Annotated in this window: 15 protein-coding genes; 6 read left to right on the top strand and 9 right to left on the bottom strand. The window is 45.6% G+C overall.

Annotation, left to right across the window (positions count from 1 at the left end):
• Position 1: 1 nt before the first annotated feature.
• Genes JJU34_RS14110 through JJU34_RS14085 form a run of 6 tightly spaced genes read right to left on the bottom strand, consistent with a single transcriptional unit; the run spans position 2 to position 6,053 of the window.
• Entirely contained in the window at positions 2 to 424 is a 423-nt protein-coding gene (locus JJU34_RS14110) for a TIGR04423 family type III CRISPR-associated protein (protein WP_228693028.1), read from the bottom strand.
• Between the two features lie 6 nt (positions 425 to 430).
• A complete protein-coding gene (locus JJU34_RS14105; RefSeq protein WP_228693027.1) occupies positions 431 to 1,786 on the bottom strand; it encodes an RAMP superfamily CRISPR-associated protein in 1,356 nt (451 codons plus the stop codon).
• A 5-nt stretch (positions 1,787 to 1,791) separates the two neighbouring features.
• Positions 1,792 to 3,261 (bottom strand): hypothetical protein, encoded by a 1,470-nt coding sequence (locus tag JJU34_RS14100; protein WP_228693026.1) that lies wholly within the window; start codon positions 3,259 to 3,261, stop codon positions 1,792 to 1,794.
• Positions 3,262 to 3,266: 5 nt separating this feature from the next.
• On the bottom strand, positions 3,267 to 3,839 hold the full coding sequence (locus tag JJU34_RS14095) for an RAMP superfamily CRISPR-associated protein (protein WP_228693025.1): 573 nt from the start codon (positions 3,837 to 3,839) through the stop codon (positions 3,267 to 3,269).
• A complete protein-coding gene (locus tag JJU34_RS14090; protein WP_228693024.1) occupies positions 3,808 to 5,379 on the bottom strand; it encodes a hypothetical protein in 1,572 nt (523 codons plus the stop codon). Before JJU34_RS14090 ends, JJU34_RS14095 begins: the two co-directional genes overlap by 32 nt.
• The gene (locus tag JJU34_RS14085) at positions 5,376 to 6,053 is read right to left on the bottom strand and encodes a CRISPR-associated endonuclease Cas6 (RefSeq protein WP_228693023.1); all 678 of its coding nucleotides are present in this window, start codon (positions 6,051 to 6,053) and stop codon (positions 5,376 to 5,378) included. The genes JJU34_RS14090 and JJU34_RS14085 overlap by 4 nt, the downstream gene beginning before the upstream one ends.
• Before the next feature lie 599 nt (positions 6,054 to 6,652).
• On the opposite strand from JJU34_RS14085, the gene JJU34_RS14080 reads away from it, so the two are divergent.
• The 5 genes from JJU34_RS14080 (at position 6,653) to JJU34_RS14060 (ending at position 12,319) form a co-directional block, all read left to right on the top strand.
• Positions 6,653 to 7,330: a porin family protein gene (locus JJU34_RS14080; protein ID WP_228693022.1), complete on the top strand. Its 678-nt coding sequence runs from the start codon at positions 6,653 to 6,655 to the stop codon at positions 7,328 to 7,330.
• Between the two features lie 188 nt (positions 7,331 to 7,518).
• Entirely contained in the window at positions 7,519 to 8,622 is a 1,104-nt protein-coding gene (locus tag JJU34_RS14075; RefSeq protein WP_228693021.1) for a Gfo/Idh/MocA family oxidoreductase, read from the top strand.
• Positions 8,623 to 8,950: 328 nt separating this feature from the next.
• On the top strand, positions 8,951 to 10,837 hold the full coding sequence (locus JJU34_RS14070; RefSeq protein WP_228693020.1) for a hypothetical protein: 1,887 nt from the start codon (positions 8,951 to 8,953) through the stop codon (positions 10,835 to 10,837).
• A complete protein-coding gene (locus JJU34_RS14065) occupies positions 10,834 to 11,523 on the top strand; it encodes a hypothetical protein (RefSeq protein WP_228693019.1) in 690 nt (229 codons plus the stop codon). The genes JJU34_RS14070 and JJU34_RS14065 overlap by 4 nt, the downstream gene beginning before the upstream one ends.
• Positions 11,524 to 11,812: 289 nt before the next feature.
• Positions 11,813 to 12,319 (top strand): hypothetical protein, encoded by a 507-nt coding sequence (locus JJU34_RS14060; protein ID WP_228693018.1) that lies wholly within the window; start codon positions 11,813 to 11,815, stop codon positions 12,317 to 12,319.
• Positions 12,320 to 12,381: 62 nt separating this feature from the next.
• Here the strand turns inward: JJU34_RS14060 and JJU34_RS14055 are convergent, their stop codons facing one another.
• Positions 12,382 to 13,506: a Gfo/Idh/MocA family oxidoreductase gene (locus JJU34_RS14055; protein WP_228693017.1), complete on the bottom strand. Its 1,125-nt coding sequence runs from the start codon at positions 13,504 to 13,506 to the stop codon at positions 12,382 to 12,384.
• A gap of 152 nt (positions 13,507 to 13,658) precedes the next feature.
• On the opposite strand from JJU34_RS14055, the gene JJU34_RS14050 reads away from it, so the two are divergent.
• Entirely contained in the window at positions 13,659 to 14,075 is a 417-nt protein-coding gene (locus tag JJU34_RS14050) for a GNAT family N-acetyltransferase (protein ID WP_228693016.1), read from the top strand.
• Between the two features lie 4 nt (positions 14,076 to 14,079).
• On the opposite strand, the gene JJU34_RS14045 is transcribed toward JJU34_RS14050, so the two are convergent.
• Together JJU34_RS14045 and JJU34_RS14040 are read right to left on the bottom strand one after the other, a co-directional pair.
• Entirely contained in the window at positions 14,080 to 15,372 is a 1,293-nt protein-coding gene (locus JJU34_RS14045; protein ID WP_228693015.1) for a sterol desaturase family protein, read from the bottom strand.
• A 554-nt stretch (positions 15,373 to 15,926) separates the two neighbouring features.
• On the bottom strand, positions 15,927 to 16,235 hold the full coding sequence (locus JJU34_RS14040) for a hypothetical protein (RefSeq protein WP_228693014.1): 309 nt from the start codon (positions 16,233 to 16,235) through the stop codon (positions 15,927 to 15,929).
• Positions 16,236 to 16,323: the final 88 nt, after the last annotated feature.

Below are 16,323 nucleotides of genomic sequence, written 5' to 3'. Positions count from 1 at the left end.
TTTAGTATTTAAATCCTGAGAAAATTAAAGCGGTAGGTTTGAGTGTAGGAAAGTTCGTTTCGCTATCAACTTGGTAAGACTCCTCTTCCCAAACTTGTTTGAATAGGACTTTGCTTACTTGTTCAAGTTTATGGGGAATATATTCCTTAGGAAGTACTTCTAAGTCTTTTAGCGCTTCATGATCAAATGCAGTAACCATATACACCCCCGTATGCTGAATATGAATGCTGATATCTTTTTCGGCTGAGTACAATAAGGCTTCTACACAAAAGGGATTGATGGATTGCAGAATCATTTCTTTGGGAAATTTTTCCTCAAATAGCATATCCGGCTTATCCTTATGGGACATCCAATAATAGCCCGTGAATGTATAATCAGGGATCTTATTGATTTCTTCAATTTCTTTTAGAATATATTTTTTCATGTTAAGTCAATTAATAGGAAAAATTTCATTTCCATCTATACAAAGGCTTCCTGTAAATATTCCATGACCCTTAGTGGTCATTCCTCCTAGAGGAAGAAGGCCTTTGCAGATATCCTTTAAGCCTTCTTCTAATGCTTCTAAATACTCTTCGGCAATTTCCTTTTCTGCGAAGAGATTGATTTCCAAAGCATCATCATTTAAATAGCTCACTTTTTCAGAGAAAAGCGCACCTTCCAATGCGCCTCCTGTAAAACGGTCTATAGCCACATGATTCAAGATCTTGTCATTCTTTACCTTTTCCTGAGTGAGGAAAATATCATCAATAAACACTTTTCCCGCTTTTGGATCGTCAACGTTTTTACCTGCTTTACCAAAAAGCTCAGCAACTGCTTCGTTTTGTATCCCAACTTTGGCTTCAGCAGTACCAGCCCATCGTTTTTTTTCTTTGTTATAATGATAAGCTACCCGATGTGAAAGAGCTCCCTTGATAGATGATCCAGGTACTAAACTCTGTTTTTCGAACTCAATACCTGTTTCAGAATAGACAGCAACTTCTTCTTCCACAGGTGTATTGTCCACATCTTGGTCTCCATACCCCGACCCAAAAATGAAAAATGGATCAGGAGTCAATTTTAACTTATAATGGGTTTTGGAGGAGCTTACTGATTCTGCTTTAGCCTCATTTTCTTTACCCCAATCAATGGCATTAAAAGAAGATGAAAGCTCCAAATATTCCTGCATTTCTGAATTTAAATCGTATTGCATTTTTTGAACTTGCAAAACCTTTAGACTTCCATAACCATTTCTGCTTCCAGCGCCTATTCTAAAGTCAGGACTTCCAACCGTTTTTAAGATTTTATCCCAATTGTCTTTATTTTTACCGGAAAAATCCGTCAATTCCAATTCGAATACAAAACGAGTTCCTTTAAAGATCACTTCATTATCAAAAAGACCATTTTTTTCAGCAACTGCCTTATCGTTCATTCGGACATGTTGGCGAACTGGAAGGTGCTCAAATTGAGCTTTTAAAGCATCCCACTTTTCATCCACCAACAAACCTTCGGAAACCTGAGTTTTGTTGAGCATCATTAAGCCCGGACTTACCTTGATTAAGGATCCGGTACCGGTATCACCTCCTTTAGAATCCCCAAATAAATTGGCGGCAGATTCAGTATTACCATGTTTAGAAAACTGGTGTCTTAATACTCCAGCGAGGGTAGTACCTGAAATCATCGGGAATCCATTGGCATCTTTTTGAACCAGCGCATCTTTCAAAAGTGTCGATTGACCAGAGCCTACAAACAAAGGGATCTCTGCCTCCAACATAAATCTTGCGATACATTTAATGATTGTCTTTCCCATATTCTTTAATTTTTATAAGCCTTGGCCATCTCAGAAGAGAACTTGGCAATGAAAATTCGTAAATCAGGCCTAATATCTTCTCCAGAACTATTTTCAACTTTATCGACGATTTCTTTGAAGTTTTTCAACCTAGTCGCTCCATTTTCTCCCCAGCACTTTTCATAGGCCACTCCATGGGTCAAGTAAGCATCTTTCCCTTCATAGAGCTTTTCTTTTATTTCTGCCACATCTTTTGACCTTGAAGCGATCGAACGAATATTCCCCCATTGGCTTGGTGAAACACTTTTGAGTTTGCCAAATTGTTTTGGTACTTCTTCGTACACAAATTTGGTCACCAATTGAGACGTCAATAACTCAACAGCTACTTGGTTCTTCCGCTTTTTAAGAACCTTTGCTAAAGCTGAATTCCCAGCTCCCCTTTCAAAAGTTGAATTTTGAGGATTATCTAATTTTATTTTAAAAGGTGATACCGGGTCATTACCAGTAGATTGAAGAAAAATCGGATTATAAATCACTTTCCCCAAACCTTCAGCCTGATAATGTCCTCTATAAGCTGAATCAGTTGACTTTGAAGCAGTTTTCACATAGAAGACTGACCCTTTGAGGATGCAGTGGCGCTGTGTTGAAGTGGTTTTCCTTTGCCCATTCCAAGGTGAATAGCTGTAGGTTCTAATTTGTGATTTTGACCAATCAATTTTCCCATCCAATCCTAAATCCTTTGCAGTAGGCTGAAATGTTGGTTGACCAGCTGAATCAAAAAAACAAAGATTACTCTCCGCATAAACCAAAGTAAAATCTTCTGATTGAAAAGTAGGTATTGGGTCTAAAGCTTGGATTTGTTTGATCTTAACTTGACCGTATTCTGCAGTTTTTGATTTACCCAATCTTTGTTCACCTTCCAAGGCTGAGGATACAGTTTTTAACAACGCTTCATCCTCTGCTTGGACAGAAAAGATAAAGCTTGTCCCAGCAGGTATAGCTTCAAAACCAAACATATAACCTGTTTTTGAAGTACGTGAATCCCTATCATAAGCGGATTTTAAAGAAAAACGCTTTCCAACTTCTTTTACCAATACTCCAGACGATGAAATATAACCCGATCGGGATTGTTGAAGCTGCAACTTAGTCTCCTTTTCATCTAATGGATGATTTTCAGAAGTTATCATGTGATGAAGGTAGACTTTGTTAGCTTCTAACTTTGAGTTCAATTTATCCTGAAAGAAGGAGAAAGGGATAGCGTAAGTAGGTTCACCAGCACTGGTAGCCACCCGAGCATCTCCAAACTTAATATCGCCTGAATGAAATAAGCTGTAAGCCATTTCGCTCTCTTCAGGTTTATAAAGATGTTTTGCTGCAATTCCCAAAAAATTACTTCCAGGAATATAATCCAAGGTGGTCATATTGCCTTCAGTGGCTAATTTGGCGTTCAATACCACATCAGAAAGCAATGTGCATTTAAAATAATAAGTTGTCATAGCTTTTAGGTTAGTTTGATTGAACATCTACCGAGGCCTCGGTTTCGATTTGCTCCTATTGATCGGATATACTTGGCCAATTGCATTAAAATTTGATGTTCATTTTCTGTCACTCCTTGAATGTAAGCATTCAAGGATAAAGGAATGCAGACTTCTGTAACGCGAAGTGAGGTGTTTTTAGCCACACCTTTTTCCGCATCGATTGCTGTAGAGGCAATCGTTCGATAAAGGAATTCTGAATGATCTGCTCCAATAGCCATTTTTTCATCTATTGGCAATGATGCGTTGGAAAAAAAGAGCATTCCTGGCGTGGTGATACCATTCTTTTCATCCACAAAACCAAATAATCTTTTCCTAGTATCTTCATCAAAACCCTGAATCTCTAACAATTCAAAATCATTGAAAGCATCCACAAATAAACCTTTTAATGTTTTGCCTGGGATATATGGAAATCCATCTGGATCTTTGATCACTATCGCATCTGCTTCGGCTCCTGCCGAAAGGCCAGACCCTGCATGCCAGTCCGTATAAAAGTTGATGGTATAATTAATTTTCTCTTGTGCCATATCTAAATCCATGTAAGGTGATTAAATCCAATAATTGAGATTTTGCTAATGATCCAGAAGTCAAATTTTCAAATGTTTCGAGTTCTTGACTTAGCTTAAGTTTTTCAAAGAATTCATTATTGACATTTTGCATCCGCTTCAAGTTGAACTCGGCGACAGAAAAATCTTTATAAGAGTCCGAAACCACCCGACGTAGTTTTCCAATTGCTTTTGATCCATCTTGGGAATTGTCCGCTTCAAGTTTGAGAGTTGCCAGTCGGCTATTTAATGTCTCTAATTCGTCCAATAGATATGGACCATAGTAATAATTTAAACTTTTATCATTTTGCTTGGCCAGAAGTGTTCGTTCTTGCAATACAGACAACTTATCTGTAAAAGATTCTTGAACCTTATAAAAAGCCAGTGCAGATTCAGGGATTCCATTATCACGTTTTTTAACATTTTCCTTCACTTTTTTCTTAGCATCCTTACACAAAGCTTCGGAAAGATTAAGCGCATAATGAAGGGGATAGGATTCTTTTACATAGGCAATACCTGCGCAAGCAGTAATTCCATCACTAAAATCGGAGATGCCAAAATCTTTCAAAACTTTAAATTCCTCTTCGGTTTTTTCTTCAAAGGCTCTAAGAAAAAGTTCTGTAAATTCTAAAGCTAAATCTGCCCGAATAATAAAGGTCAAATCATCTCCCCCACAAATGATCGGTCTAACCGGTTGCTTACCTTTAGAAGTAATAGCCTCGTCTTTACTAAAAACTTTCCAAAAAGCAGATTGAGCTGCACTTTGGGTAGCTTTATCTAGTGCATTGGAAAATTTTTTAAAGGCTGACTTACTAGTATCGAAATCTTTATCCTTGAGTTTTTTTCCCATTACTCTAAGTATATTTCCCAGTCCATTACCATCCGCATGAACCACTGCAATCCAAGAGTTTTTATGACCTTTACAGATGTCTTCAATTTCAAGGGTGATTTCCTTTGGTTTTTCGACAAGCCCTGAAATCTTTTTAAATAGTTTTGTATGGCTTGACGTCCCATAATCTTGAGACTTTTTATCTACGGCAGAGTCTTTTAGTTTAGTACTTTCACAAAATGAAATCTTTTTTCCTTTCTTTTCTTTAATTTCAACCGCTACTCCTCCAGTTCTTCGGGCTCTTTCCAAGCCCATAAATCCAATTTCCAAAGGCATCATTGCTTTATTTCGCTCCACTTTTAACTTTTCTTCCAGCTTTGTTATAAGCTCAGAAAGTGGAGCATTATCCTCAATTTTGACGATTGCTTGACTTACAGTAACCCCAGGAGCTTTCTTCAACACATACATGGGGAATTCTCTCATCAGCTTTCTACTGATTTGTTCGTTTCCAATATATTTGATGTTTCCCGCTGCACTTACAATAATGTTTTCATCTGATTCATTGGAGTTAATGAATTCGTAAAACATGTCCGTACATATCTCCTCTACCAACTCACTCCCTCCTACAATCTCCTTGAGCTTATTTGTCTGAAAAATAAAGCTCTGAATGCCCTGAATGCTGGCTCCATATAAATACTTTGTCATCGTTTATTTTTTTTACTGATTAATGTTCCAAAACCTACACTCGCGCCCTTGCCCAAGCCAATATCCGAGGGCAGCAGCACATTGCATGAAAAATCCACGTCCAGCGCCAGCAGCCTGATTCCCTTGTGACGAACCCACCTTTCCTGAGGAAACCCCGTAATCCGAACCCGAATGGGATCGGTCACCGTCCAGTGTACACCTTTGGCAAAAGACAGCAGGTTGCCTACCAGCACCCGCTCCAGAAATGCCAGCTTTTCTGCTATCCCTTCCAACCCGCGGTACACTGCATAATTTTTCTCATTCAGCGCCAGCCATTGTTCCAGCTGATAGGCATGGTCCTCAGATGTGACCTCCACCGGAAACCGGTTGATCCGCACATTTTCGACAAACAAGGGCCGCGCCTGACTGCCTATGCGTATGCCACCCTCGTTGCGTGTAAAAAAATGGTGGATCTCCTCGGTACCGTCCTGCACACAGACGATCCCCGCCTTGCCCCGCTGAGACTTGTATTGCACCACCGGATAAGCATAGTGGTACCGGTCATCCCCCAAGTGATTGTGAAATACCGTGCGTTCACGACCTACGAGCTGTATCACCGCACCCCGAAACGCCGGTACCTCGTGCGGCTTCAGTACCGTGTCAAATTCAATTTTAATTACTCTTACCTGTGGCATCGGCTCATTAAATATTCAGTGTTTCCTGCACAGCCCAAAGGCAATCCTATGGGCAGTGAGAAGTTACTTTGGCTAAAATAAATATTCTTTAATTTGATTAAATTCAAAATAAATAGTAAACTAAATCACCTAAAGTATCCATTTCTATGCAATATCTGGACATAATACAAATGATTCCATGTTACTAGCTCGCTTTGCAAAATACAGGATGCTTTTCGTAAATAAAATACCCTGATCGGGGTATTTTTATAAGCGGTAGCCTTGCTATGCAGGTTTGATCTTTTTCTTTCCCCTTACTGCATACTCCCGCAAAGAAAAGGAGCAAGTAGGAACTGTATTTTCCCATATAACCCCTGTTCCTTTGACAACCTTTACTGGACCACTCCCCCAACCTCTGCACCCCCAACCAATTCCAGTAAACCCATGAGCCGCTGCATCACTTCCCTCCACTCAATGTGACATTCATGTAAGGTTATTTTTACTTTATGTAACTATAAGTTATATTTTACCAATACCTTTGTTATATAAATTTATTAATCCTATTTAAAACCGGATACTGGGAGCGGGGATTCATCCAGAAAACTAAACCATATAAACACATGAAAACGCTCGCTATTCATAAACTTGTCGCCGCCTTGGGAATCTTCTCCTGTGCGCTGTTCATCGCCCCGGCGGCCAATGCCCAAAGTGACAATCCGGGACCTCGGTTCGGAGTAAAGGGAGGATTAAACTTCTCGCAGTTCTTCGTCGAACAGCCTACCGTAGAGGATGAAAATATCAAGGTAGGCCTGCATTTCGGGATATTTACCAAGATACCCGTCACCGACTTCCTGGCTTTTCAGCCGGAACTGCTCTATACCAATGTGGGATCCAAGGTATCCTATGGAGGCTCGGACGTATCTAACCTGCTAGGCATACGGGAAGGAGAAGTACGGTTTAACCTAAACTACGTGCAACTGCCCCTGGCCTTTGGGATCAACTTGGGTCCTATCAACATCCAAGGTGGACCGTACCTGTCCTACCTGGTCTCTGCAAACGTCAAAAACCTGAGGACTTCGGACCTAGCCACCATCAACACCATTGAGCTGGACAAAAACGACTTCCACAAGCTGGATTATGGACTGCTCGGAGGGATAGGGTTTGACCTGCGGAATATGACGATAGGCGCACGGTACAACTACGGACTTAGACAGGTCGGCAAGGACGGCATGGCCAAAGACCTAACCAATCGGTCCAGAAACTCCGTGGCACAACTGTTTATTGGCTTTGGCTTTTAGGGGAATACCGAAGGTACGTGTCGTTAGGGTTCGAAATCAGCCAATTCATTCGCTTTGATCCAACTACTAACTATTGATTCCCAAGTAAATTTTTTTACGTAACCAACCATCAAGCCATTTCTCAAACGCAACTTGGGAGATGGTATTTTTTTTTACCTTTACCTCAGAGACTTCAAACCCATCCTTCTATGATTCGCCTGATTGCTTCCCTCCTCCTACTGCTATTGTCCATCGCTACCTTATTTGCCCAAGAACGGCAGAAAGTCAAGCTGGCCGTAGTGGGGCTGACCCACTCACACGTACATTGGATACTGGGACGGCAGGATAAGGGCGATGTGGAGATCGTCGGTATCGTAGAACCCAACCGGGACCTGGCCACCCGCCTGATGAATCGGTACAAGCTCCCCCAATCCCTGCACTTCGACAGCATGGAGGACATGTTTAAGGTTGTCACTCCCGAGGGAGTAACCGCCTTTGGCTCCATCTACGAGCATTTGGAGGTGGTGCAGGCCTGCGCTCCCCGCGGCGTACATGTGATGGTGGAGAAACCACTCGCCGTAAGCACCGAACATGCCAATGAAATGGCCCGTTTGGCCAAACAGTACGATATCCAACTAATCACCAACTACGAAACCACCTGGTACGCCTCTAACCTGGAAGTGTACCGGCAAGTCCACGAGGAAAAAGCCATCGGCGCATTGCGCCGCGTCATCATCAACGACGGGCACGAGGGCCCCAAGGAAATCGGGGTAAACCAAGAATTTCTCGACTGGCTGGCGGATCCTGTTCAGAACGGCGGCGGTGCGGTGATCGACTTCGGCTGCTACGGTGCCAACCTGATGACCTGGCTGATGCAGGGGGAACGCCCCATTTCCGTCACGGCGGAGCTAAAACAGATCAAAACGGACATATACCCCAAGGTGGACGACGACGCCACCATCCTGCTCCAGTACCCCGAAACCAAGGGGGTCATTCAGGCCTCGTGGAACTGGCCCTTTAGCCGCAAAGACATGGAGGTATATGGAGAAACGGGCTACCTGATCGCCAAAGACAACACGCGGCTGGTCACCCGCCTGCCGGGAGAACGCCAGGAAAGCAACACCCAACTGTCCTCACGCGAATACCCTTACGACGATCCCTTTTCCTTCTTCGCCGGACTGATCCGCGGAGAACTGAGCATGCAGCCTTACGACCTCTCCTCCCTGGAAAACAACCTCATCGTGGTGGAGATACTGGAAGCCGCCATTCAAAGCGATCGGGAGGGAAGAAGGGTGATGCTAAATCAGGAATAGGCAATGAGACACGGCGCAGTAACATAGGCCGATTTTGCCGGTAATTAGCGGTGGTCCACAAACGTATCAGGAGTGGGTTTCCTCCGCCCTAGATATCCGAAGAGGCCCATTTTTAAGGCAATTCACAGGATTGAAAATGAAGGATTTAACCGGGCAGGTCGGGCCCAAAAATAATGTTGTTGCGCCCATTGGAATAATCGTTTTTTTAGGCTAGCTTTCACCGCTTTTCGTTCGGTACGAGACCCGTATCTTCCCGCTGGGATAGTATGTCAGTATGCCTTACTGAGCACTTTTTACTACAAAAATTAACCTAAACGTTATTGCGCAGATGAAGCTCATTTTTAAAGAGAGGGGCCTGTACCTTTCCCTGGTGCTGCTCGCACTTTTCGGTTGCAAATTTGAACCTTTCGAGGAATACGAGGTAGAGATCACACCACCCCAACCTATCTCGGTGACGTTCACTGTAGACGAACCCGCATTGAAGGATCCCTACTACCTTATGCAATCGACCCAGTTTTTCATTAGGCTGGGAGGTTTGGAAAACCGGATGGTTGCAGGCGAAATCAAACAGGGACACCACCTGATACCTTCCGGCGTCAGCAACATGGCGGTGATGTTTACCCTAGACCCCGCCAAGCTAGGGAATGGCACGCATACCCTTGACATGGTGCTTTATGCCTCCACCAATTCCGGCAGCCTGGCCGATAGGGTGGGAGAAGAGTATTACGTCATTAATCAGACGTTTACGGTGGTCGTGGATTCCACGCCACCGACGTTTCGATCCTTTCGTGCCGGTATGGAAAACGGTTACCTAACCCTTCGATGGGATAGAAACCATCCGCGGGAAAACTTCATCTACAAAGTTAAGCGAAGCTACTCGGATACCTGGTTTCACCAAGACACCTTGCTAGGCAGTTCCAAAGAAAACCACTACATAGACCCAGGCTACGTAGGTGGTAAGATGAATTTCCAGGTAATTGCTCAGGGCTTTGGCTTCGAAGTAGTGGTCGGATCGGGTGAAATTTCGATGGCACCCGCTGATTTCGTTTTGCGACGGGACAGCGAAGGCATCGCGCGCCTGAGATGGTCTGCAAGTGCCCTCAATCCGCAGGGGTTGCAGATGGGGTGGACCTCAGGCCATCAGGGGCGTCCGACCTCTTGGACCCCCTTTACCGGTGCCGGGGACATCGCTGTGGATGAAACGGACATGGACCCCTCAAACATTTACGTCTATGTGGATATCTTCCGTAGGGGCTATTATGCCCAAAGGGTACAAACGGACCTGATGCTCACCCCGAATGGGAACATCCATCCCTTCAAGGCCTATGCGATGATGAAGGAAGGCCATAAGTTGATCATCGCAACGGACAAAAAACTGTACCGGTATAATTTGGACGGGTTTGTATTGGAGGACAGCCTGTCCCTTGAGGAGAAGGGCATTACACCTCCCCTATCCATGGTCATACAGCCGGACGAGTCCCGCGCCTATGTAAGCGGAGACCGAGGACAGATCCTAAGGTTCAATCCCCTACATATGCAGGAAGGAACACTTTTCTCGCTAGAGACTGCGACCCAGGGAGCTTCCCTTCCTTCGGCAGCTTTGGCAGCTACCACACTTGGCAATGCCTCCAACAGTGGCCTGCTTACCGTGGCGTTTTGGAAGGGGAAACCCTTCTCCATGGTAGTAAATTTGGAAAAACTGCAGGTCTTGTGGCAATATACAGGAGCTAATGCGTACCCGCCCGCCATTTCCGAAGATGGAAACTTTATTGCGGCAGAGATCACGACGGGGGAATCCAAGCAGATGGGAATGGTTTACAAGCGGAATCTGGACGAGTACCGCTCGTTCGGAACAATAGACCCAGGAAAGCATGCTTTCCTGCCCACAGGAAGGGAGGTATTGTCTTATCCCAGGCTTGGTGAGTACACCGGTGAGCGGGGGGTAGTATATGCTCGGGTATACAACCTACAGCGTGCCCCTCAGGATGCGAGCAAATCACTGGAGGAGCTTCGAAACAACCAATTCGCCAACCCAACACCTAGGGGTATTGACTATGACCTCGCATCGAATACCATTTCGATTCGGTATCAATTTTTGACGTTCACCATGAATGCGGCTAACCTCGAATACGAAAATACCGTAAACGGTCCCCTACTCATTATTTCCAATAACCATGCCCTGAGATCCTACGGGCACATAGAGGCTATCCCATGAAGGCTTACCTGACATGTTTCATTTTACTATTCGCCGCCTCGGCACAGGCACAGGAAGGCAACTCGCTAATGTTCCGCATCGGCATAGGAACCTATGCGATGCATTCACAAAAGCTTTTTCAGAAGGACTTTCAGAAAGGGAATCCCATACCCTATGGCACTGTGCACGCCTTTCCCTCCTTTCCAACCTTTGGGGGATCAATGGGTTTTGGGATCTCTCCCTCCATTTCCATAGGTGTTCGCGCTGAATATGCTTCCACCGGTGGGCGATTGCATTATAAAGACTATTCTGGCCATGCGGTCATGGATCAGACACTTTCAGCTGTTCAGGTAGGGCCCTTTGTACAAGTCCGCGCAAACAACTCCCCTTCCTGGCCGGTTCATTTAACCCTATTTGGCTCCGCCGCAAATGTGGTAGAAACGATCCAATCGGAAGTGAAAGTTGGAACCAGGCTGGAAACCGAAAAAATCCGGCTCACGGCATTAAATCTGGCCTTGCGTCCCGGTATCCAAGTGGGCCACAGCGTGGGGATCTTTCACGTTCTATTGGCCCTGGAGGGTGAAATCCAACATGCCAACAAACTTACCGACGCCCAGGATCGATACATCACTACGTCTGACAGCAAGAACCTGGTGGCAAACTGGGGTGGATTGCGTACTTCGCTGGGTGTGGGGGTGAAATTTTAGTTTATGGCTAGGACATATTTAACCAAGACGGAATAATCCATACTCAAATACTTGGAGAGCTAGCAAAAAGACTGTTTCTTTGGGCTGAAAAACCGTGAAATCAGAGAGTTGTGAGGATTGTACGCGTTGTTTGGACCAAATCACGGTACAGCATCTATCGAGATTCATCGCTTACTTTTAAAGGTATATTTATAAAAGAACTCCGCAGGGACTCTTCAGTTCTGGATCGGGTATACTTGTTATTTTCATCAGATTGTCTACCTCGAAGAAACATTGTTCCTTATATATTATGAAAAAAATTGTATCGCGGTACGCAACTCCCGCCAATCTCGTGCTACTAGTAATTTTGGTGGTAGTCAATAACTTGGCATTGATTTGGTTTTTTCGGAATTTTCCAGAGCCCATTTTAGACACCTATTTGTTTTATACGGCAGAAGAGGCTTATGCCATTATTGAAGCATATGGTGCCTATTATCGTGCCATGTATATTCGGGGTACGTTGCTGTTGGATTTTATGTATCCGGTGTGGTACACGCTGATGTTATCTTTCGGTATCTACCGGGCGAGTGGTCAGGCGGGGTGGGCCCTGTTTCCACTTTGGATACTCCCCCTGGATTACGTCGAAAACGGCACGCTGATCTACCTGCTGACGCAATACCCCACAGAACACCTCTTCCTGGCCTCCGCCGTGGGATTCATTACCTGCGCCAAATGGGCCATGGTCCTTACCTCGGTGCTGTTTATCCTTCGGGCATTGTTGATGCGCTATATCATCAAAAAACCTAAACAGTCGTAAGAACAAAGCCGGCTGAGAGGTTTTCTCAGCCGGATTGCCATACTTTTTGGAGACCCTTTTGCTCAGGTCAGTTTGATGTCCACTTTTTTACCCGTTTTCACGGCCTTGTAGATCGCATCGATGATGATCAAATCTTTCAGGCCTTCTTCTCCATCCACAGGCATCACGGGCTTTTTTCCCGCTAGGATGATATCGGACATCTCGTCCATCTGCACCGTCTGATGGGTAATGTGCGGCTTGTCCAAGGGACCCTTGTGCGTGCGCCCTTTAATGGGTCCATAGCCGGTGGAAGGCTGCATCTCGGCAAAACCTTTTTCCCCGTTGAGGTAGAATTTATCCAGTCCATTCATGCTGTACGTGGATAGGCAGGAGGCTACCGCACCGCTGGGGAATCCAAACTGAAACTGGATAGTTTCATCCACACCGGGCTTGAATTTGACCGGGTCGGTCTTAGTTTCCTGGGCCGTCACCCAGATCGGCTCCTCCCCCACCATGTATCTGGCACCGTTTACAGAGTAGATGCCGATATCCATCATGGCACCGCCTCCGGCCAGTTCCTTATTCAACCTCCATTGGGTAGGGTCACCGATCCGGAAGCCGCTAAGCCCCTGAAAAAACATGATCTTGCCCAATTCTCCCTCTCTCCGCATGCGGATAACCTCTAGCGTATTGCCTTCAAAGCGCATGCGATAGCCTACCAGCAGGTGGACATTTGCCTTTTTGCATTCGGCCACCATCTCGCGGCCTTCCTTGGCATTGAGGCCCATGGGTTTCTCGCAGATGACGTGTTTGCCCGCACGGGCCACCCGGATGGTTTGGTCCTTGTGCAGGGAATTGGGAGTGATGATATAGACCGCATCAATATCCGGATTATCCTTGATGGCGTCGAAATTTTCGTAGTTGTAGCAGTTTTTGGCGGGGATATTATACTTGGATTGCCATTCGGTCACCTTGGAGGGAGTACCGCTGATGACGCCCACCAGTTTGGCCTTTTTGCAGTCTTTCATGGCTTCCGCCACGCGGGTACCATAGCTGCCTAGGCCCATAATCGCGACCCGCAATACCGGACCCTGATAGGGTTCGGTGGTGGAAATGGAGGCAAAATCCTGTGCCTGAAGGGAGGACACAAAGGGCAGGGAAACTGCCGAAAGGGTAAGCTTTTGTAAAAAATCTCTTCTGGATTTCATCGGCTTATCGGTTTTAGGTTTATGGTTGATTCTTTTGGTTGTAAACAACGTTATGTACAAAGCTTCAGAAAGGGCACCCCTTTCCCACACCTGAAATATACTGGTTTTCCTCCAAATGATTATCTTCGTGGCGCCCTAAAATCATACAGCACATGGCAAACCCTATACAGTATCAAACCGAAAACACCCTTAGCGTAGAGGAATTCTCCTCGCTGCTTCAACGATCTACCCTCGGTGAAAGGCGTCCAATCGACGACAAGGTCCGCCTCCAATCCATGCTACAGCACGCCAACCTGATCGTCACTGCCCGAGACGGTGACCTGCTCGTGGGCATATCCCGGGCACTGAGCGACTTTGCCTTTTGTACCTACCTCTCCGATTTGGCCGTGGACGCAAGGTACCAAAAACAGGGCATCGGCAAGGAACTAATCCGCCACACCAAACTGGCAGCCCCCCTCGCCAAGCTTATTTTGATTTCTGCCCCCAAAGCGGTCAACTATTACCCCAAAATCGGCATGCAGCGGCACGAAAACTGCTATATCCTCGAGGATATCAACAGCCTGCATTAGGCGGCTACCCAAGTGATTTTTCGTGTATAGGTGACTGACGGGATGGCTGTTCCTCGCGAAAACGCACCGAAAATTGAACAACCACCAGCACAGACAGCACCTGATAGCCCCCCACAAGGGCTGTCATCCAATCCCCTACGTGTTGGGAGGCCCCGAACCAATCACCCAGCCATAAAATAATGGCCAAACCGAGGACCGACTTCGTCAACTCAAAAGCCCAAGCGAGGGGATTGCGGTCCATCAGTTCGGTATAGGCATAGATGGAAAGAACCAGAAATCCACCATAGAGCGCCGCCAATGCAAAGCCTATACTGCCGATAAACGCAAAAAGGTAAATTAGCAGGCCGTAACTCACCATTAGCTGCGTCCATGCCCACAGGTTAAAGGAGGGAGAAGTGGGCGTATCGTACTTTGTATAGGTTTCTGGGCGGTCGATGGCGTATACGGGGTATCGCATTTTTACGTCTTCCGGTCTCCAGCCGGTAGGCATCAGCCAGATCCGCAATTTATCCTTCCATTGCCGGGTATGGTAGGCATCCTTGAGCAGAAGCCAAAAATGTTGAAAATTGATTTTCAGGGGATTCCAGGTTCGGGCCGGGCGCGTGATCCCATATACACAAGGAACCTCCTCCAACTCCTCCTGAAAGGTGCCAAATAGGCGATCCCACACGATGAATATCTGGCTAAAATTGCGGTCCATGTAGATGGGGTTGATGGCATGGTGCACCCGATGGTGGGAGGGAGTGACGATGATATGCTCCAAAAATCCCATCCTCCCGATCAGCCGGGTATGGTACCAAAACTGGACAAACAGGTGAATGGGTGCCACTACGGCGATTACCTCTACCGGCACTCCCAAGAGCGCAGCTGGCAGCAATAGAAACGCAAAATAGTCGAAGACGGTAGAAACAGTCTGCCGCAGGGCGCAGCTTAGGTTAAACTCCTCGCTGCTGTGATGGATCACGTGTCGGTTCCAGAGCAGGTTGATCCGGTGCTCCCAGCGATGCACCCAATATCCTTTGAAATCGATCACCACAAAGGTCACGGCGTAGGTTAGCCAAGTAGCTTTGATCTCAAAGATCGCTACGTGCTCTACCAACCAATGGTAGGTCAGCAAGGAGATGGTCAATCCCAGCACGTCTTTGATCACATTGGTCATGCCCGAACTGATACTGGACACACTGTCCAGGCTACGGCTTACTTGCCTGCCCATACGCCATCCCGCCAGCTGCTCCAGCAAAATCAGCAGCAGAAAGATCGGCATCGTATAGTTGAGCACCTGCGCATACATTTCCATATCCGGGGAGGCTTTTAAGAAAGGAAATATAGCAAAAAATCCGGAAAGCTAATTATTTGAATCAGGTTAGTCGAGTGAGAGGTAGTGGAGATAAAACGTCTAAATTATTCAGGCCATGAAAGTCATTGCTCCGAACAAAAACAGGTTTCTCAACGAAGAGGAGCCTGCTTTGGAGGGAGATAAGACAATTAATCGGAGGGAATCTATAATCAAATTAACTATTGTTGTTGTAAAGCGCCCCTTCAAAATCAAAAGCATAAGCTCCATTGTTTATAACTATCTCCTTAATCTCCGGTTCAATCCACTGCTTTTTCATGTATTGTTCGTTTTGGTGTTGTGAAAAAATTTATCCGTTTGCACTGCATAAATTCTGATCCGCAAGGAAATTCTTTTTTCGGTCAAAAGCAAGTACGCAAGGCTTCTTTTGTTTTACTACCCGAAATCAAAAGCCCTCCATATAGGTGCATCAGAAAAGAATATTTCCAGCACCAGACAAGGAATTTTTGGCATTACACGTATCTTTGAAAAGCCCCTTAAATGTGCTCTTTGTCAGCCTAAAGAAGGGAATTGCCTATTGACTTCGAATAACTCCCTTTATTTTTTTGTGGCAGCACCGGTAAATATACCGTTAACAGATCGGATAGTTTCTCCATATCACTGCTCAACTCCTCCAGCTTAAAACAATACACAGGCTGGTCCAGATCATTCCAATCCACCTGAATGATCCGGTCGGAGGCGAGATTTTCCACAGTAAGCCCGTGCACATGCACCATCTCCGATAATGTGAGGTGGTAGTGAGGATAGGGAAGATGTCGAAACGCTGGCCTTGGCAAATACCTCTCCGCTAAAAACAGGCTCCTCATCTAAGACGAGCCTGTTATGGAGGGAGACAAGACTATTAATCAGAGGGAATCGATGATCAAATTAACTTGTAAATCCGTCCCCACCAAC

It is taken from the genome of Lunatimonas sp. (assembly GCF_020832325.1).
In the GTDB taxonomy this organism is placed as follows: Bacteria; Bacteroidota; Bacteroidia; order Cytophagales; family Cyclobacteriaceae; genus Lunatimonas.
Note: the sequence above shows the minus strand (reverse complement) of the source record. Positions and strands in the feature narration are given on the sequence as shown.